The sequence below is a fragment of the Hyphomonas sp. UBA4505 genome, assembly GCF_002388685.1.
In the GTDB taxonomy this organism is placed as follows: Bacteria; Pseudomonadota; Alphaproteobacteria; order Caulobacterales; family Hyphomonadaceae; genus Hyphomonas.
This window is the reverse complement of the sequence record NZ_DGMZ01000005.1, coordinates 84288-103949: the sequence shown is the minus strand read 5'-3', so window position 1 is coordinate 103949 and position 19662 is coordinate 84288. Positions and strand designations below refer to the sequence as shown.

The following is a 19662-nucleotide window of genomic DNA, read 5'->3' as shown; positions in this document are numbered from 1 at the left end:
TCTCAGTTTCGTCCGGGTCGCCCCGCCGGTCTGGCGGGGCTATCCGGTTGGTATCAGCTCTACTCGGCGGCGACGGGGGTATCGGCATCGTCGTTGCCCCCACCTTCTTCGATCAATTCGACATTCAGGCCAAGCGACCGCATTTCCTTGACGAGCACGTTGAAGGATTCCGGGATACCGGCCTCGAACGTGTCATCACCGCGAACGATGGCCTCATAGACCTTCGCACGACCGGCCGTGTCATCGGACTTCACGGTCAGCATTTCCTGCAGCGTGTAAGCGGCGCCATAGGCTTCGAGTGCCCAGACTTCCATCTCCCCGAAGCGCTGGCCGCCGAACTGGGCCTTGCCGCCCAGAGGCTGCTGCGTAACAAGCGAGTAAGGTCCGGTCGAACGGGCGTGGATCTTCTCGTCCACCAGGTGGTGCAGTTTGAGAAGATACTTGTAGCCCACGGTGACAGGACGCGAGAACTGGACACCGGTCCGGCCATCGAACATCTTGACCTGACCAGACGAGTCGAGACCCGCCCGTTCCAGCATCGCGTTGATGTCGCTTTCGCGGGCACCATCGAACACTGGCGTGGCCATCGGCACACCATTGCGAAGGTTTCCGGCGAGTTCGATGATCTCGCTATCTTCTGCCGGCAGCTCCTGCTCTTCGCCATAGGCGGTCTTCAGGGCTTTCTTCAGGCCTTCGACATCATTGTTCTGGTGGAACTCGTCGAGTGCGTTCTGGATGATCCGGCCAAGACCACGGCAGGCCCAGCCTGTGTGGGTCTCGAGGATCTGACCGACGTTCATCCGCGATGGAACGCCCAGCGGGTTCAGAACGATATCGACTGGCGTACCATCTTCCAGGAACGGCATGTCTTCCTGCGGGTTGATCTTGGAGATAACCCCCTTGTTGCCGTGACGGCCGGCCATCTTGTCGCCCGGCTGCAGCTTGCGCTTCACGGCCAGGAACACTTTGACGACCTTCATCACGCCCGGCGGCAAGTCATCGCCGCGCTGGACCTTCTCAACCTTGTCGTTGAAACGGGCTTCCAGCTCGCCGATCGCGCCATCGAACTGATCGCGGAGGGCGTCGAGGTCGGCCTGGGCCTTCTCGGACTTCAGGGCGATGTCCCACATCTGGGTCTCGCTCAACTCGTCCAGTGCGGACGCGCTGATCTTGCCCGGTGTGAAGCCTTTTGGCCCGGCCGCTGCTTCCTTGCCCGTCAGCAGGTCGCGCAGACGGTTATAGGTGTTGCGTTCCAGGATGGCCTGTTCGTCTTCTTTGTCTTCCTGCAGCTTCTCGATCTGCTCACGCTCGATCTGGAGGGCACGCTGGTCCTTGTCGATACCATGACGGTTGAAGATGCGAACATCCACGACCGTACCGGCGTCGCCCGGAGGCACGCGCAGGGATGTATCCCGCACATCAGACGCCTTCTCACCGAAGATGGCGCGGAGGAGTTTCTCTTCTGGCGTCATCGGGCTTTCGCCCTTCGGCGTCACCTTGCCGACGAGAATGTCGCCAGCTTTGACTTCGGCGCCCACGGCCACGATGCCGGCTTCGTCGAGGTTGCGGAGCGCTTCCTCGCCGACATTCGGAATGTCGCGGGTGATTTCTTCAGGGCCCAGCTTGGTGTCACGGGCAGCGACTTCGAATTCCTCGATATGGATCGAGGTGAAGACGTCGTCTTTCACGATCCGCTCGGAGATCAGGATGGAGTCTTCGAAGTTGTAGCCATTCCACGGCATGAACGCGACGAGCACGTTGCGACCGAGCGCCAGGTCACCCAGATCCGTCGACGGACCGTCAGCAATGATGTCGCTCTTGGAAACGACGTCGCCCACGCGCACGATCGGACGCTGGTTGATACAGGAGTTCTGGTTCGACCGGCGGAACTTCGCGAGACGATAGATATCAACGCCCGACTTGGAGCCTTCGAGATCTTCGGTGGCGCGAACCACGATCCGCATTGCGTCGACCTGCTCGACCACACCGGAGCGGCGGGCCGTGATGGCGGCGCGGCTGTCGCGAGCCACAACGGCTTCCATGCCGGTGCCGACGAATGGCGCTTCGGACTGGACCAGCGGCACAGCCTGACGTTGCATGTTCGATCCCATGAGCGCGCGGTTGGCGTCATCGTTTTCGAGGTACGGAATCAGCGAGGCAGCCACCGAGACAACCTGTTTCGGCGAGACGTCCATGAACTGGATGTCGTCGCGCGACACCATGGTCGCTTCGCCAGCCACACGGGCGTTGACGAATTCATTCGCCAGCATGCCCTTCTCGTCCACGGTCGCATTGGCCTGCGCGATGGAATAGATGCTCTCTTCCATGGCCGACAGGTAGACCACTTCATCGGTCTGCTTGCCGTTCACGACCTTGCGGTACGGGCTCTCGATGAAGCCGTACTTGTTGACGCGGGCATGAGTCGCCAGTGAGTTGATCAGGCCGATGTTCGGGCCTTCCGGCGTTTCAATCGGACAGATCCGGCCATAATGGGTCGGGTGCACGTCGCGCACTTCAAAGCCGGCACGTTCGCGGGTCAGACCACCTGGGCCAAGCGCTGACAGGCGGCGCTTGTGGGTGATTTCCGACAGCGGGTTGGTCTGGTCCATGAACTGCGACAGCTGCGAGGAGCCGAAGAATTCACGCACCGAAGCCACAACCGGTTTCGCATTGATCAGGTCATGCGGCATGACCGTATCGATATCGACAGAACCCATACGCTCCTTGATCGCGCGCTCCATGCGCACGAGGCCGATGCGGTAATTGTTTTCCATCAGCTCGCCGACAGAACGGACACGACGGTTGCCGAGGTTATCAATGTCGTCGACTTCGCCCTTGCCGTCCTTCAGGTCGAGGATGACCTTCATGACACCCAGAATGTCGTCATGGCGCAGCACGCGCATGTCGTCAGGAGCGGCCTCATAGCCGGGCACGCCCACATTCAGGCGCATGTTCATTTTCACGCGGCCAACAGCCGAGAGATCATAACGCTCCGGATCGAAGAAGAGCTGGCCGAACAGGGCGTCAGCGGCGTCCTGGGTTGGTGGCTCACCTGGGCGCATCACGCGATAGATGTCCGACAGGGCTTCAAAACGGGTTTCGTTCTTGTCGGCCTTCAGCGTATTGCGCAGCCAAGGGCCACGGCCGGACGCATCAATGTCGAGCACTTCGATCGTGCTGATGCCGTAATCGCGCATTTCCGCGATGATTTCTTCTTCCAGCATGTCGCCAGCTTCGCCGAAGATCTCACCGGTTTCGGTGTTCACAACATCACGCGCCAGGAACTTGCCGACCAGAGCGTCGGACGGCACGAGGATCTCGTCTGTATTGGCTTCCGCGATCCGCTTTGCCTTCAGGGCGGTGATCTTCTTGCCAGCTTCGGCAACGGATTTGCCGGTCTTGGCATCAACAAGGTCGTATTCGGGCTTCACACCCTTCCACGCATCGGCGCGGAAACCGGTGATCCAGCCAGCCTTGTCCATGCGATAGATGGAGTTGGTGTAGAACAGGTCGAGGATCTGCTCGGTGTCATAGCCGAGCGCATACAGCATCGTCGTCGCCGGCAGCTTGCGCTTGCGGTCGATACGGATGTTCAGCACGTCCTTGGCATCGAACTCGAAGTCGAGCCACGAACCACGGTAAGGAATGATGCGGGCTGCGAACAGCAGCTTGCCGGAGGCGTGGGTCTTGCCCTTGTCATGATCGAAGAACACGCCCGGAGAGCGGTGCATCTGCGAGACGATCACACGCTCGGTGCCGTTCACCACAAACGTACCCTTGTCAGTCATCAACGGGATGTCGCCGAGATAGCATTCCTGCTCTTTGACTTCCTTGACCGAGCGGGCGCCGGTGTCCTCGTCGACATCGAACACGACGAGCTGGAGGCGAACCTTCAGCGGCGCCTGATAGGTCAGGTCGCGCTGGACGCACTCTTCCACGTCGAATTTCGGCGTTTCAAATTCGTAAGAGACATATTCCAGCGTCGCGCGCTCGGAAAAGTCGGAGATCGGGAACACAGACTTGAACACGCCGCCCAGGCCATCATCCGTCCGCTTGTCGGCGGGGGTGTGCATCTGGAGGAAGTGTTCGTAGCTTTCGCGCTGAACCTCGATCAGGTTTGGCATTTCGATGGCTTCGGGAATGCGCCCGAAGGATTTGCGGATACGTTTCTTTTCCGTGAAGGAGAGTGCCATCCCAGGATCCCATTTTTTGTGTCGTCAGCCACCGGGCTGACAACTATATCGCCAGAACGCGAGTTCGCGGCGGCCTCAAAATGAAACCGCCGCGCAAGTCTTGATAGGGCAACGCCTCGCGCGAACGCCGCCCGGATTTGAAGTCGCCGGAGCTTACTTGAGCTCGACTGTTGCGCCGGCTTCTTCGAACTTCTTCTTGAGCTCTTCAGCTTCTGCTTTCGGAGCGCCTTCCTTGACAGCTTTTGGAGCAGCTTCAACGAGCTCCTTGGCTTCTTTCAGGCCGAGGGACGGCTGAACTTCGCGGACAAGCTTGATCACGTTGATCTTCTTGTCGCCAGCGGAGGTCAGAACCACGTCGAACTCGTCTTTTTCTTCTGCAGCAGCAGCGCCGCCCGCATCACCAGCAGCGGCTGCAACAGCAACCGGAGCAGCGGCGGAAACGCCCCACTTGTCTTCGAGCAGTTTCGCCAGCTCAGCCGCTTCGAGAACGGTAAGAGCGGAGAGGTCTTCGACAATCTTTTCGAGATCTGCCATTTTTCTAATTCCTGTTTGGTTCGGTGTTTGTAGTCTTTAAAGTGCGAAAACGGGTAGCTTATGCGGCATCCTTGGAGCCGTAGGCCGCCACCACGCGAGCGAGCTGGCCAGCCGGAGCCTGAACGACGCCTGCAACTTTCGTTGCCGGTGCCTGCAGGAGGCCAATAAGCTTGCCACGAAGTTGGTCGAGAGAAGGCAGTTTCGCGAGGCTTTCGACGCCTTTGGCATCGAGAACCTGATCGCCCATCACCGCGCCGAGGATTACGAGTTTGTCGTTTTCCCTGGCAAACTCGTCAGTGGCTTTCGCCGCCGACACCGGATCGGGAGAGTAAGCAATCGCCACAGGACCTGAGAACAGTTCCTGGGCAGCATCGCCGCCTTGTCCGTCTAGAGCGATTTTCGCCAGACGGTTCTTGACCACCTTAAGCTGTGCGCCATCCTTACGGAGCATGCCGCGCAACTTGGTCATTTCCGCAACGGTAAGACCGGTATAGTGCGTCACGACGACAGCACCGGACTCGCCGAAAACCCCTTTGAGGGTTTCGAGAGCCACTGTTTTTCCAGCTTTATCCATAGCGGGTCTCCAGTTTGAGGCGCCCGGACCATCCGGCCGCCCTGGTAATCGCCTTCTGGCCTTGCAGCCTTCCAGCGCCTGCCCAGGGATTGGCCTGCCCGGTTTTTTAACTCAGGGCGCTAACCCCTTGTATCCGAACCGTTTATACGCCTCACCCCGTCTGCATAGGTGACAGAAGACTGTCTTTATCCCCCTGAAAAGAGGGGCCTATGGTCTAGGACAGGAAAACGGGAGGTCCCCGATGCATATCAGAGAACTCCCGTCAAGAGCGGGTTGTTAACGCTTCTTGTGGAAACCCGCAACCCCCCATTGTGATAAAAAGTCAAGGGCGGGCTGGAAAGCCAATCGCGGCCTGCGGGAACAGCCCGATAATATGCCGGCGGGCAAACCGGGCCCGCATTCGGATCGCTGCAATTCCTTCATCACGAATCAGGATTTCGCGCAAGCGAGCATTGCCTATCCGACGAACTCCCAACCCTCCGTCTCAATCAAATCAATCGCTTGCGAAATAGTTCGCCAATCTCATCCCCCTCGTCTGGGGCTGGGCGATACTGCACCGCATGGAAACGCATCCCGACCCTATCCCCACGGCCGCTGAACCGGACCGGCTTGAAGCCGTCGCGCTGGAGATCGCCGCGAAGATGGTGGCCGCGCTGACAAGGCTTGCGGGCAACGGCCTCGCGCTCGCCCGGCGCGGCATGCAGGACTTGCCCTTCGTGGAAGACTTGCTGCGCCGCGTGATCTATCTCATGGCCCTGCGGCTGGATGCGCCCGCCCCGGCGCCTGCGGCAATCCCGAAGCGCCCGGCTGCCTCCGCCCCCTCTGCCGAGATGGAACGCGAACCGCGCGCGCCCCGCTTCCGCCTGATCGAACCGGAACAGGACCGCGATCCGCGCCGCCTGCTCACCCCGGCTGAATGCCCGCGCGTAACGCTGATGGATGACACGGCGCAGCCCTTCATTCCGCCCATCCAGGCGGCCCCCAAGCTCCCGCGCCCAAGGCCCGGTTTCGAAGATCGTTATCTCCGCCGGACCCAGGCGCTCGCCGATGCCCTTGCCAACCTCGACACTTATGCGATGCGCATGGCCCACTGGATGGCCCGGCAGGCATCGAATGGCGCAAAGCGGTTGAGCCCCCTCGCCGCCGCGCCCGCGCCGGAACATGCTGAGATCGCAAAGACGGAGCCAGCCGTGCCGGTCCTGTCCGATCTCTACCTCCTCGTCCTGATGGCGCTTGGCTCGGATACGAGCTGACCCCCACACTCATCGCCAGTCCTGACCAAACGCCCCGGTCCCACCGGCGGCGGCGCATCTGCTGCGGGTTCACCCTCCCCCCGTGTGCAAGTGTCGCGTTCGCATCCTGGAAAGGGCGCGCTATAGCCGCGCCCCATGCCTGCGCTGTTCAGACATCTCCGCCTCCTTGCGCTTCACCGATGTCGAGGCGCGCCTGATCGGCTTTGACCTTGATGCAGGCATGCGCCGGGGATGCGACCATGGGGGCTATTTGTATCCCAAACGAAAAAGCCCGGCGCATCGCTGCGCCGGGCTTTACTGTGTTCTCTCTCTCAATCCGATGTCGGACTTAAGCCGTCTGGTTGGCCTCGGCCGTGTCGATCGTGACGCCAGCGCCCATTGTGGACGACAGGGTGATCTTGCGAACGAACTGGCCTTTGGCGCCCGATGGGCGTGCCTTGGTCAGGGCATCAAGGAAGGCTTTGACATTGGTTTCGATGTCGCCTTCGGAGAAGCTGGACTTGCCGATACCGGCATGGATGATCCCGGCCTTCTCGACGCGGAACTCGACCGAGCCGGACTTGGCGTCCTTGACGGCCTGCGCCACGTTTGGCGTGACCGTGCCGACTTTCGGGTTCGGCATCAGGCCGCGGGGCCCGAGCACCTTACCGAGACGACCGACAACGGCCATCATGTCTGGCGATGCGATGACGCGATCAAAGTCCATGAAGCCGCCCTGGATTTTTTCCATCAGGTCTTCAGCGCCGACGAAATCGGCTCCGGCTTCCTTGGCTTCGTCCGCCTTGGCGTCCTTTGCGAACACGGCGACGCGAACGTCCTTGCCGGTGCCCGATGGCAGGTTGACCACACCGCGGACCATCTGGTCTGCATATTTCGGGTCAACGCCGAGATTCACGGCGATCTCGACGGTCTCGTCGAATTTCGCTTTCGCATTCGATTTCACCAGAGCAACAGCTTCGGTGATCGTGTAGGCCTTGTCGGCATCCACGGATTCGATGATTGCGCGGGTACGCTTTCCTGGTTTCGCCATGATGCTTACTCCGTCACTTCGATGCCCATTGCGCGGGCGGAACCGGCAATGATTTTCGAGGCTGCGTCGAGGTCGTTTGCGTTCAGGTCTTCCATCTTCATTTCCGCGATCTCGCGAACCTGAGCCATGGTGACCTTGCCGACCGTCTCATAGCCGGGCTTGTTGGCGCCGGAAGCAGGCTTCTTGCCGAGCTTCAGCTTGGCAGCCTTCTTCAGCAGCACAGTGGCCGGTGGAGACTTCACGATGAAGGTGAAGGATTTGTCCTGATAATAGGAGATCACGACGGGAACGGGCAGGCCCTGTTCCATGCTCTGTGTCTTGGCGTTGAACGCCTTACAGAATTCCATGATGTTGATTCCGCGCTGACCGAGCGCCGGGCCGACTGGCGGCGACGGGTTGGCTTGGCCGGCAGGAATCTGGAGCTTGAGGTGCCCCAGGAGTTTCTTAGCCATATTGTCCTCTCGAACGTTTCAGATGGGGCGGTGGTCTTTCGATCCGCCCGGTTACTTTGGAGGTTCGTGGTCTGGCCGGGCTAACGGCCTCCCACGGAAGTGGGGCGTATGGCTGAAAGTGCAGGGAATTGCAACTCCCCAGCTGAATCGCTGCACCTCAGCCTGCGCGGCTAATCCTGCGCAATCTTCTTCCTCATCATCACGTCGATCTGCACGTCGTCCCCCAGGCGGAAACTATGGCGGCCAAAGGGCTCGAAGCCCTGATGCGCGTAAAAGGCGATGGCCTTCTGGTTGTGTTCCCAGACGCCCAGCCAGACCCAGTTCACACCGGCCTCCTGCGCCGCCTCCAGCGCGGTGGCCATCAGGCGCTTTCCGATGCCCCTGCCCTGAAAGGCACGGGTCGCATAGATGCGCTCGATTTCCATCGCGTTTTCGAGGTCCTGCTCGGTCTGGGCAGGCCCGGTGTTCAGCTTCAGATATCCCGCAATGTCAGAGCCGGTCCGGGCAAAATAGAAGCGGGAATGCGGGTTTTCATACTCTGCCCTGACCTTGTCCATGTCGAAGGCGACGGACGTATAGGCGGAAATATCCTGCGGGGCGTTCTGGCTTGAAAACGTGTCGAGGAAAGTGGCCTCGGCCAGATCCCGCAAAACAGGCAGGTCTTCGGGCCCTACCGGGCAAATTCTCATCAGGTCAGTCATGCTGAAGGGCTGCCAGATCACCGGCAGAGTTCAAGTCCTTTTTCCCGCCGGCGTCGCAAACAACAGTCGGCAGGTCGCGCCAATGCGCACGCGGCCATCGGCCTGAACAAAGGGCGCAATCGCCGCCGCATGGGCTGCGTTCACAGCCGCCTCACCCGAGGCGTCCATGGCCTTCGCCGCCACACCGGAGGAGCCGATCCCGCGCACGGCCAGGGCCTCGCTTTCATATTCCCACGGGCTGGACACATCCACGACCTCCAGCGGCGTCAGCCCTGCCTCGGCTGCGAACGCCCGCAGCCTGGCTTCGTCCGACAGCGCAAACGGTCCGGGCGCGCCCGGTGGCGGAGGCGGCAGGAGCGGTTTCAGGGCGCCGACAATCGCGGCCGCCTCCATGCCGTCCGGCTCGCCCCAGGTCATGATGACCACAGTGCCCGAAGGCGCCGTCACGCGCCGTGCTTGGGCCAGCGCCGCGCCGGGATTTCCGGCATATTGGAAAGAGTTGAAGCCGACGACCACATCGAAGCTGTCATCCCCGAATGGCAGGTCTTCCAGGTCGCCTGTCTGGAAAGCGCCCTGCGGGACACGGTCGCGGGCAATCTGGAGCAGCGAGTCCGAGGCATCAATTCCCGTCACCTGCGCGCCGCGATCCGCCGCCAGCGCCGCAGCCATGCCGGATCCGCACCCGGCATCAAGATAGCGCGTGCCTGCCCCGACCGCTGCGTGCTCAAGCGCGGCAACGTATCCGGCGCGGAATCCACCCTCCTGCAAATCGGCCCAGTCACGCGCCCGCATACCCCACAAACGGCCATTGGCCCCGGCCGTCCTGGACGTGTTGGTTGCTGTCATCTGTTCCCCCCGGTCCTGCGCGGTTGACTGGCGCAGTTTACTGGCGCGCGTTCATCCCGCTGTCAGAACACCACGGATGGCGGAGTTATCACACCCCCCGGAATCAAAAAGGCCGCCTCCTTTCGGAGACGGCCAATCTGATACAACTGGAAAAGTCCTGACGGACTATTCAGCGGTGATCGTGTCGACGGCGGTCTTGCCGCTGCGCTTGTCAACGGCGGTCGTGAAGGAAACCTTCTGACCTTCGGACAGGGCGCGCATGCCAGCGCGCTCAAGCGCCGTGGCGTGCACGAACACGTCGGTGCCGCCATCGTCTGGCTGGATGAAGCCGAAGCCTTTTTGGTCGTTGTAGAATTTTACGGTGCCACTTGTCATGAAACACTCCTGAATAGATGCGGTCCTGCAACATGCGGGTCCGCGGGAACACGAATTTTGTATGGGAGGTCTCTGAAGGAGTGGCAGGGCAAGCCCGTTCACTCAATGCCTGATCGTCCGGCGAAAAGTCGAATTCCCCATATAACGGGTATTTCCACCAATACAACCGCGCGTCTCCACCCGCGACTGTTTAAAACACGCAAAAGCCCGGCAGCACAGGGCAACCGGGCTCTCGAAATTCTGGTCGGCCGACCGACTACATCAGCGCATAACCCCGCGCATTGATATAACGCTTCAGCTCTTCGGCCCGGCGCAGTGGATCCGGGTGGGTGGACATGAACTCGGCCGGGCGCTGGCCTTCCGACTGCGCGGCCATCAATTCCCACAAGCGCACGGATTCGCGGGTGTCATAGCCGGCATTGTGCATGTAATCGACGCCCAGCTTGTCAGCCTCCAGCTCATGCCGGCGGCTATAGGGCAGGATCACGCCGAATTGCATGGCCGCGCCACCGAGAGCGCCGATGGCCGTGCCATACTTGCTGAGTTCTTCTGACTGCGCGACGGCGATCTGACCCGCCATCAGGCCAACTTGCGCTGCGGTCGAAACCGACAGGCGCTCTGCAGCATGGCGACCGACCACGTGGCCGGTCTCATGGCCCAGAACGGACGACAGCTGGTCGTCATTCTCGGTCAGTTCGGTAATGCCGCGATAAATGCCGACGCGGTTGCCAGGCATCACGAACGCGTTGACGTCATCGGTGTCGAACACCGCCACGTCCCAATTAGCGTTCGGGTCGATATGACCCGCCTTCACTGCGCCATCAGACGTACGCTCCCAGATGCTCAGCACCTGGTTTTTCAGGCGCGAGTTCGAGACAACGGGCGTCTGCGATTTCATGTCGGTCCAGGCCGTTGCGGCCATGCTGGCCACCTGCTCTTCCCCGAACAGGATCAGCTGGCTGGATCCGGTCGCCGGGTTTGTGGTGCAGCTGGAAATGAAGGGGAATACGGTGCCTGCGGCAATACCGGTAATCAGCGCGCGGCGCGACAGGCGCACCTGCGGTGCTCCGGCCAGAACTTCGCTATCAAATTCAACTAGATCGGCCATCTCATTCTCCCTATCGCCTCGAGCCAGAGGTTACCCCTGCACCCTCAAAAAGCAATCGCACCCCTGCACGATTGGTTCCCAACTTGAACGATTACGGCTGAATAGGTCCTGAATGGGCGGTTGCCTAGGCGTCCTCGTCCACCGTGTCGCCTGCCAGGATCGCCGCTTGCTGCACCCAGCCCTCACGTGTGATCCGACCGGAGAAATTGAGCTCATGATCCACCCATGTGACGTTTTCAGGCGTCCAGGCAGCGATCTGGTCATAGTGCCAGATGCCCATACTGTTCAGCACTTCCTGAATCTTCGGCCCCACACCGCCAATGATGGTCAAATCATCCGGCGTGTTGGCAACGGGCTTGTCGAGCGCCATCGGCTGTACGCCTGCGGGCCCCTCTTCTGCGGTCTCGTCGGACCCGGAGTCGTCATTCGCCTCTTCCGTGTCCGCTTCGACGAAATCCGCCTCGTCTTCGGGCGCGGACTCACTCTCGGCCACGCCCAGTTCGGCGGCGTTGTCTGACGCTTCGTCTTCCTCATCGGTCAGTTCGAGCGCTGCCAGGATAGCCCGGCTGGCCTCATCTGCGCGGTCGATATCGGTCTCTTCGTCTGACCCGTCGGCGGGCACTTCATCATCTGCATCGACCTCGGCAGTCTCTGCATAGTCTTCAGTCAGTTCGTCCTCGACGGGCGTCAGTTCTGTATCGTCGAACGCTGTCTCTGCCTCAGCAGGCGCCTCATCGGCGAACCGGTCAACAATCTCGAAAGCAGGTACATCCGGTTCAGCGTCAGGATCAGCGGCCAGCTCGGCTGGCGCTTCCGGCTCCTGTTCAGCCTCAAACTCAATCGCCTCTTCGATGTCATCTTCGGCATCTTCCGCGAGTTCTTCGGCAAAGTCGGCTTCGTCACTTGGCTCGGCTTCAGGCTCGGCAAGCTCAACCTCCGGCTCGTTTTCAGCTTCGCCATCAAAGTCCGGCACGGATTCCAGTTCAGATTCGGGCTCGGTCTCCGGCAAGTCCGGAAGAGGCTCCGGCGTGATGGCCGCTTCGGCAACCGCATCGGCCTCAATGCCCTCTTCCTCGGCGTCTTGGTCGCCTTCGAAATAGGCAAGGCGGCCTTCCAGAAAACGATTGCGCCAGCGCAGGCGGGCCAGTTCTTCTTCCGCCTCACCATTGCCGTTACGCCCGCTTGGCGTAGCTGCCGGGGCTTTCACCTTGGCGAGTTCATCTTCCAGCGCTTCGACGCGCTGCTTCAGGAAATTCTGTTGCCATTCTGCCTTGGCCGCATCGGCGTCGCTGGTCTCGCCAGTCGCCATCGCAGCAGGTGCCGCCTCCGCAGGGGATGCGCCAGCGGCTTCGCTGCCCCCCTCGCCGATCATGGCTTCCAGATGGCGTACACGGCTTTCGAGGTGACGGTTGCGCCAAACCAGCGCCGGGTTCGGATCGGTCGCGCCGCCAACAGCAGCAAGCGTGCCCACAGCGCCAGCTCCTGCCGCACCCGCAGCCTTTGCGCCGCTCACCAGCGCCTCGTCGGCTTTCGCCTTCAGCGCTTCCAGCTCGCTCTTGGCGCGGCTCAATTCATCACTCATGCGCTGGAATTTCACATTCTGCTCGGCCTGAGCCTCACGCGCATTCGTATTGCCCACCGGCTGACCACGCTGGGCCGCATACAGGCTTTCAATCTCTTCCTTGGCCTGTTCGAGTTCGGTCTGGGTAACATCGCGCTCGACCATTGCGCGCCGCATTTTTCCAACCAGCATCATGCCGCGAATGGACCAACCCAGCAGCAAACCGAATACGGCAACCCCTGCCAGCGCCGCCCACATATGTGCCAATAGCCACGCCATCATTCGCTCCGTTCTCGAACCTTGAACCCAATCCGGCGATTCTTCGCCCGACCGTCTTCTGTGTCATTACTCTGCACAGCCTCGTCGGGACCATACCCAATTACAGTCAGCCGAGAAGGAGAAAATCCGGCCGAAACCATATAATCCCGCACAGCCAGCGCCCGTGCCTCGCTGAGGGCAATATTTGCCTCCCGCTCGCCCGTGGAGTCGGTATGGCCGCCCACTTCAAACACCAGATCTCGCGCACACCGCTCAGATACGGTCATGACCTTGTCCAGCGTCAGGCCGCTTTCACGGCTAATGTTTGCCAGGCCGGTCTCGAAATACACCTTGTTGGTCTCCATCACCGCGTCAAAGGCCTGCTGGCAGGCCGCAACCGGGTCTGCCTGAAAGTCGATGTCGCGAATCTCGTCCACATCTACCTGCACCGTATCGGCGAAGACTGTGACAGGATAAGGGCCGCCAAGATTGGCCATATCCTGCTGGAGGTAGGCAATCGTGGACCCTGACGCCTCGCCCTCGAAACTGAGACCGGTTTCCTCTGGCTCGAACGCCATTTCGCCGGACCGGAACTTGGCAAAATGCGGCAAGCCCACACGCACGCCGTTCAGCCAGCCCGGATGAGGCTCGCCAGCGACCTCCATCTCGTCACGTACGGTGCGCGCATAATATTGCTTGGCGATCGTCAGGATTTCCTCGCGCTCGGCTTCGCTGGCGACCTTGCCGGACAGCACCAGTTCGCCGTCGCCATGCGCCGCGCTCCACAAGGCCGGGCCGCGCAGGAAAGGCTCTCCCCGGAACGGGGCGGTCACATTGGCGATGTCGGCCGAAACCCGCGCGCGGGTCGCAGTCTCCATAGAGACCCCGCGCAACCGGACGCGCGTGTCATGCAGGCGGGCTTCGCCTGTATCGAGTTCAGCCAGGCTGTCCAATGCGAGCCGGGCCATGCCCTGCCAGTAAGCGGCTGGCGCGCCATTGGCCAGCTGCATACGGTCTTCAACCGCGCCATCGCCAGCATGCGAACCGGCATAGTCCAGAAGGTCAGCGCGAATGGTACGCGAGGGCACATGCCCCATCAGGATATAGTCGCCTGCACCAGTCTTGATGGCGCGCCAGACATAGGGGGTCACCGGCGGCGCAGTGCCCACCCCACTCTCGACCATGGTCACTCCGCCAAGGATGATCCCGCCTGACCCGCTGGATGTCAGCACGGTTTCAGCTGCTGCTTCTATGGCATCCATGGAGGGGGCCTTGCCGGTCAGCTCGGCGCGTTGGCCATGCATGCGCACGCCTGCCCAGTCAAAGCCCTGCTCGGCCAGCGCCGCATTGGCGTTGGCCTCCAGCCGCGCTTGGAGGTTTACAGGCGTGTTCGCTGACTGGTACACGGCCCACCAGCCCGTGCAGATCAAGCCAACAAGGGCCACAAATCCAAAAAGGTAGTCGAGCAGTCTCATAGAGGCCCCGCGACCTCCTCCATTGCTAATCCCCTGATAATCAGGGATGCCCTATTCAGCATGTCCTCGCAAGAGTTACCCCGCAGAGTCAGAGACGCCGAATCCCCAGCATGACCCGCCAGATTGAGACGATCAGCAGCGCATCAAACCCGCTCATCAAGTCCTTGAAAAGTCTTGAAAGAAAGAAAGGCCGAGCCGAAACGGGCCTGTTTCTCGCAGAAGGCGCGCGCCTGATTGGCCAGGGGCTTGCAAACGGTTGGAAGGCGGACTCGCTGATTGTCGCGGCAAGCATGGCAGATCGGCCACACCTCGCGGAATTGATCCGTCAGGCAGAGACTTCCGGCGCGCGGGTCGTGCTGGCCGCCGACAAGCTGATGTCGCGTATCACTCACAAGGATAATGCGCAGAGCGTGGTCGCGGCGTTCCACCAGCGCCATCTCGGCCTTGATGCCCTGCCGCAGGACAGCAATGGGCTGTTTGTCGCCCTGTATGAAGTGCGCGACCCCGGCAATTTGGGCACGATCCTGCGTACGGCCGACTGCGCGGGCATTTCCGGCGTGATCCTGATCGAAACCTGTTGTGACCCTTACAGTTTCGAGGCCGTGCGCGCCTCCATGGGCTCGATCTTCGACATGCCCTTTGCGACCGCCTCGTTCGACCCGTTCAACGCCTGGCGCAAAAGGCTTGGCCTGACCATGAGCGCCGCGTCGGTCAACGGGACGGCCCGCCATGACCGCACCGATTTCACCTCCGGCGCGGTCATCATCATGGGCAATGAGCAATCCGGCCTGCCGCCCGAAGCCGAAACCGCCTGCGACCAGCTCTGCCTGATCCCGATGCGGGGCGGCGCCGACAGCCTCAATCTCGCCCAGGCCACCGCCATCATGACCTATGAAGCGTGGCGCCAGAGGGATTTCAAATGAAGACCGAAACCCGCCTCCTGATCGCCGACGACTGGAACGACTACGCCCTGCTCGACAGTGGCCACTTGCAAAAGCTTGAGCGCTTCGGCAGCCAGACCGTCATCCGGCCCGATCCCCAAGCTTTCTGGGAGCCAGCCCGCCCCTTGGAAAGTTGGCGCGCTGATGCGCAGTTTTCTGCGAAGTCGCAAGATGATGACGGCGCGGGCAATTGGGAAGTGCTGTCTCCCAAGGCGCTCGACAGCTGGCCGATGCAATGGAATGGCCTGACCTTCGAGGCGCGCCGTGCTGCCTTCCGGCATATGGGCGTGTTCCAGGAACATTCGGTTCACTGGCGCTTCGCGCAGGAGAAGATCCGCGCAGCCGGCCGTCCGATCAAGGTGCTCAACCTGTTCGGCTATACCGGCATGATGTCGCTCGCCTGCGCAGCCGCGGGCGCCGAAGTGGTTCATCTGGATGCCAGCCCGAAATCAAACGGCTATGGCAAGGACAATCAGGCGATGAGTGGCCTGCAGGATCGGTCCATTCGCTGGATCGCCGATGACGCCATGAAGTTTACCGCCCGCGAGGTCCGGCGTGGCAACGAATATGACGCCATCATCCTGGACCCGCCGAAATTCGGACGCGGCCCGAAGAATGAAACCTGGCGGTTCGAGGAAAACTTGCCCGAATTGCTGGACGTCGTGAAGCAGCTGCTGAGTGACCGGCCCCTGTTTGTGATCCTGACGGCCTATGCCGTGCGCCTGTCTTATCTGGCCCTGTCACAGGCGCTGGCTGACCGGCTCTCCCCGCTGGGCGGCGTGATGGAGACCGGCGAGATGGCCCTGCCCCAGCAAGGTTCAGACCGGCTCTTGCCGACAGCCATCTATGCACGTTGGCACGCGGGCGCCTGACCGCACGCCTCTTTCTGCGCAGCCAGACAAAACAGCCCTTAGCCCGGTTCGGGTGAAGCGCTAAGCGCTGACACCGCACCCGTTAAAACAAAAACGGCGGCTCCGAAGAGCCGCCGTTCCTGTTTCTGTTACGTCGTCAGACTTAGAAGTCGAACGTCGCACCCATGAAGATGTAGCGACCAAGAGCGTCGTACACTTGTGGGTAGGTGTTACCGTTACCCGGCGCCGTACCGACAACCGAGGAAAGCGGTGGATCTTCGTCCAGGACGTTGTTCACGCCGAGACGCAGGGACATGTAGTCCGTCGCGTTCCAGGAACCGGAAAGATCGAAGTAGTTCTGGGCATCCAGAACACCGTTGATGGTGCCATCGTCACCACCTGCGATTTCGACTTCCGAGAAGTGGCGCCACGTACCGGTGACACTGAACAGGCCTTCGGCATCGGCCCAGGTCATGGAAGCCTTGTGGCGGTATTCTGGCGAAGCACCGTTGGCAACTTCCGTACCACCACCGGAGGCACAGCTGCCGCCGTAGTAGCCGACACAGTCGAAGATATCAGCGCCGGTGGAGTTCGGCAGTGGCTTGGTCTCGAGAGATTCAAGCATCGTACCGACATAGTCGAAGTCGATTCCGCCGCGAGCATCCAGGTCCAGAGCGTAGCTGGCCAGAAGGTCGAAGCCGGAGGTCGAAAGCGAACCGGTGTTGATGTTGGTTGCAACGATGTAGCCGGTCTGACCCGCCCACAGTGTGCCGCCATTGCCGCGATTGACGAGCGAACAGAAGAACGTGTCGCCGGTTTCAAGGCAGGTATCGAGTGCCAGTTCCTGTGGAACCGTACCCACGAGGTCTTCAACAGTGATGTCGAAGTAGTCGAGGGAAACTGTCAGGCCCGGGATCATCGACGGCGTGGCCACGAAACCAATCGTGTACGTATCAGCCGTTTCTGGTTCCAGGTCTGGGTTACCACCGGTCAGCGTGTTGAACTGGCCAGCTGGGTTATCCGCGATGCTGCCGTACTGGGCAGCGGTCACGCCAGTGTTTGCACACTGTGCAGCCGTTGCGGTTGGCGTCGTGCCGGCACATGGATCGTAGATGCCGTTTGAACCTTGAGTCAGGTCGAACAGGCCGATGGACTGTGTCGAGAAGAGCTCGAAGATGTTCGCAGCACGCACGGCGCGCTGGAATGAACCGCGGAAGCGGATGTCTTCAACCGGAGCGTACTCAACACCGATCTTGTAAGCGTCAGAAGACACGGCGTCATAGTTCGACCGGCGATAAGCAAGGTCGACACCCAGGGACTCAACACCCTCATAACCTTCGATCAGTGGTGCGTTGACCTCTGCGAAGTAGTCATAGACTTCCTGCGAACCAGCGATTGGGTTCGTAGGTCCACCCTGACCAGCACCGTCGCCGGACTGGAAGTTGCTGTCTGGGTTGGAGTCGAGGCTATCACGACGATATTCCACACCGAAGGCAACCTTGATGCCTTCTTCAGCCATCGGAGACACGACGCCATAGTCGGCGAGGTCTGCGAAGGTCTTGGCAGTCACAACCGTCTGCTTGACGTCGCCATCCCTGAACAGCGGGTTGACGATGTAGTTCACAGCAGCGTCGCTTGGGCCGGCACCTGAGAAGATGTCGTAAGGAGCACAAGCCGCGTCGTCATTGTTCGGATCGGCATCGGCATTGACCGCACAGACAATGTTGCCCGTTCCGTCATCAACAGCGTAGAGCGCTTTGGACAGTTTCGAGATCGACAGGTCGTTATTGTAGACTTCCGAACGGTGCACGTTGGCGTACACAGCAGAGATGTCATAACCCCATGGCGAGTCGCCGATGGTGCCCTGCAGGCCGATCACACCACGATAGGTCGTGTGACGGATGTCGTTGTTGCGGTTTCCGCCTTCGACGTTCCGGCGAAGGAACAGGACGTCGCCGATACCGGCAATGTCATCACCCGCTGCACCGCGCGACGTACAGATAAAGTCGACCTGTTGTGCGCTCAGGAATGGGTTGTCACAGTTGATGCCGCCATTTCCGCCGGTCACACCGTAACCAAACACACCAGACGGCGCGATTTGGGAATTGGTCTGGTTGTCCATGAACATGAATTCGCCATATGCGTTCACATATGGGTTGATGTCATAGTTCGCGAACGTACCGAAGGAGTAGCGCTCGTTCGGACGCTGGAAGTGGTTGTACGGGTTGTAGTTGAACGTGTCAGAGACAAAGTTCCGCTCAACGAACTCGTCCGTGGTCGGGTCAACGCGAGCCCACAGACCGGTCGGCAGGTTGGAGCCGAGGTCCAGAATGTTGGTGAACTGGTTCGTGGACGAACCGGCACATGTGAAGTCGTTACCACCATTGGTGGTGGACAGGGCACACTGCGAATAGTCGCGGTTAGCCTGAAGAACTTCCTTGGTGTTCTGGAAGCTGGCGAAGCCCATGACGTGACCGCGGCCATTGTCCAGCTTGCCACCGAACGCTGCGGTGATGTCAACGGACTCACCATCAGACGTCGAGCCATCCGGAACCGTGAACTGGGAAGGGTTGTCAGCTGCGAAGCCACCCAGGATGTCCTGGATGTAGCTGTTGGAATTGTCGTGCTGGTAGAAGGAGTAGTTACCTTCCAGGCGAACACCTTCGAAATCCGTGTCGAGCACGAAGTTCACAACACCGGAAACAGCGTCAGAACCGTAGGTTGCGGACGCACCACCGGTCAGGATGTCAACTTTCTTCACCATTGCGGCTGGGATGAAGTTGATGTCCGGAGCAGCCGTGTTCAGCGAGCCGTATGGCAGGCGGCGGCCGTTCAAGAGCGTCAGCGTGCGGGAAGCACCCAGGCCGCGAAGGTTGACCGAAGCCGTACCGGTCGCGCCGTTGGCGAGGGCGGAACCCTGAGCACCGAATGCCTGTGGCAGGGCGTTGATCATGTCTTCCGCACGGACAACACCGCGCACGTCGAAGTCGGCGGAGCCGAGGGACGTGACCGGGCTGGTCTCAACCAGGTTGCCGCTTTGCGGGATCAGCGAGCCCGTGACGACGATGGTCTGTTGTACGGATGCTTCTTCCCCGTCCGCCTCTGCTACAGCAATTACGTCTTCATCTGCGTCTTGGGCGTACGCTGGCAGCGCAGCAGCTGCAGCAAGTGCAGCGCCGGCAAACACCGACGACGCCAATAGGCGCTTCTTCAAGTTAAGTTCGCTCACTTGAACCTCCGAAAGGATTGTCAAAAAATGTGTCCACATCATGCAGACAAACCTGGCCCCCTAGACCAAGTCTTACCGAGCAGTAAGGATTGAGCACCTTGCATAGTCAATTGGATGCAGCGGCGCTCACAAGCAAAATGACACCAGTGTGACAGAATCGCATCACCTTTTTGGTCGATTTGGGGCAATATTGTTCCAGATACGCCTGATAAATCCGAAAAAATGCCCCGAACGGATTTTGCGGCGCCCTCCACTATGCTTGTTTTTCAGGCAGGCCACCT

General features: G+C 60.5%; 15 protein-coding genes. 3 read left to right on the top strand and 12 right to left on the bottom strand.

The window, feature by feature from the left end:
• Positions 1 to 59: 59 nt before the first annotated feature.
• From rpoB to rplJ, 3 genes are all read right to left on the bottom strand, one after another.
• Positions 60 to 4193, bottom strand: a complete 4134-nt coding sequence (rpoB, locus tag B3527_RS03750) for a DNA-directed RNA polymerase subunit beta (protein ID WP_206992486.1) — start codon at positions 4191 to 4193, stop codon at positions 60 to 62.
• A 153-nt stretch (positions 4194 to 4346) separates the two neighbouring features.
• Entirely contained in the window at positions 4347 to 4727 is a 381-nt protein-coding gene (rplL, locus tag B3527_RS03745; RefSeq protein ID WP_034812531.1) for a 50S ribosomal protein L7/L12, read from the bottom strand.
• Between the two features lie 58 nt (positions 4728 to 4785).
• Positions 4786 to 5301, bottom strand: a complete 516-nt coding sequence (gene rplJ / locus B3527_RS03740; protein ID WP_034812533.1) for a 50S ribosomal protein L10 — start codon at positions 5299 to 5301, stop codon at positions 4786 to 4788.
• A 560-nt stretch (positions 5302 to 5861) separates the two neighbouring features.
• Here rplJ and B3527_RS03735 point away from each other — a divergent pair.
• Entirely contained in the window at positions 5862 to 6554 is a 693-nt protein-coding gene (locus B3527_RS03735; protein WP_290478508.1) for a hypothetical protein, read from the top strand.
• A gap of 328 nt (positions 6555 to 6882) precedes the next feature.
• Here B3527_RS03735 and rplA read toward each other — a convergent pair whose 3' ends face one another.
• The 8 genes from rplA to B3527_RS03695 form a co-directional block, all read right to left on the bottom strand.
• Entirely contained in the window at positions 6883 to 7584 is a 702-nt protein-coding gene (gene rplA / locus B3527_RS03730) for a 50S ribosomal protein L1 (RefSeq protein WP_206992481.1), read from the bottom strand.
• Between the two features lie 5 nt (positions 7585 to 7589).
• The gene (gene rplK / locus B3527_RS03725) at positions 7590 to 8036 is read right to left on the bottom strand and encodes a 50S ribosomal protein L11 (RefSeq protein ID WP_034812546.1); all 447 of its coding nucleotides are present in this window, start codon (positions 8034 to 8036) and stop codon (positions 7590 to 7592) included.
• Positions 8037 to 8206: 170 nt separating this feature from the next.
• The gene (locus B3527_RS03720) at positions 8207 to 8737 is read right to left on the bottom strand and encodes a GNAT family N-acetyltransferase (RefSeq protein ID WP_290478509.1); all 531 of its coding nucleotides are present in this window, start codon (positions 8735 to 8737) and stop codon (positions 8207 to 8209) included.
• A 30-nt stretch (positions 8738 to 8767) separates the two neighbouring features.
• On the bottom strand, positions 8768 to 9583 hold the full coding sequence (locus B3527_RS03715; protein ID WP_290478510.1) for a class I SAM-dependent methyltransferase: 816 nt from the start codon (positions 9581 to 9583) through the stop codon (positions 8768 to 8770).
• A gap of 165 nt (positions 9584 to 9748) precedes the next feature.
• Entirely contained in the window at positions 9749 to 9958 is a 210-nt protein-coding gene (locus tag B3527_RS03710) for a cold-shock protein (protein WP_034812549.1), read from the bottom strand.
• Between the two features lie 256 nt (positions 9959 to 10214).
• Positions 10215 to 11066: a M48 family metallopeptidase gene (locus tag B3527_RS03705; protein WP_290478511.1), complete on the bottom strand. Its 852-nt coding sequence runs from the start codon at positions 11064 to 11066 to the stop codon at positions 10215 to 10217.
• Positions 11067 to 11190: 124 nt separating this feature from the next.
• Positions 11191 to 12909, bottom strand: a complete 1719-nt coding sequence (locus tag B3527_RS03700; RefSeq protein WP_290478512.1) for a hypothetical protein — start codon at positions 12907 to 12909, stop codon at positions 11191 to 11193.
• On the bottom strand, positions 12906 to 14360 hold the full coding sequence (locus B3527_RS03695; RefSeq protein WP_206992477.1) for an OmpA family protein: 1455 nt from the start codon (positions 14358 to 14360) through the stop codon (positions 12906 to 12908). Before B3527_RS03695 ends, B3527_RS03700 begins: the two co-directional genes overlap by 4 nt.
• A gap of 110 nt (positions 14361 to 14470) precedes the next feature.
• On the opposite strand from B3527_RS03695, the gene B3527_RS03690 reads away from it, so the two are divergent.
• Both B3527_RS03690 and B3527_RS03685 read left to right on the top strand, forming a co-directional pair.
• The gene (locus B3527_RS03690) at positions 14471 to 15283 is read left to right on the top strand and encodes a TrmH family RNA methyltransferase (RefSeq protein ID WP_290478513.1); all 813 of its coding nucleotides are present in this window, start codon (positions 14471 to 14473) and stop codon (positions 15281 to 15283) included.
• Positions 15280 to 16173: a class I SAM-dependent methyltransferase gene (locus B3527_RS03685; protein ID WP_290478514.1), complete on the top strand. Its 894-nt coding sequence runs from the start codon at positions 15280 to 15282 to the stop codon at positions 16171 to 16173. Before B3527_RS03690 ends, B3527_RS03685 begins: the two co-directional genes overlap by 4 nt.
• A 142-nt stretch (positions 16174 to 16315) precedes the next feature.
• On the opposite strand, the gene B3527_RS03680 is transcribed toward B3527_RS03685, so the two are convergent.
• Positions 16316 to 19381 (bottom strand): TonB-dependent receptor domain-containing protein, encoded by a 3066-nt coding sequence (locus tag B3527_RS03680; RefSeq protein ID WP_290478515.1) that lies wholly within the window; start codon positions 19379 to 19381, stop codon positions 16316 to 16318.
• Between the last annotated feature and the right edge of the window lie 281 nt (positions 19382 to 19662).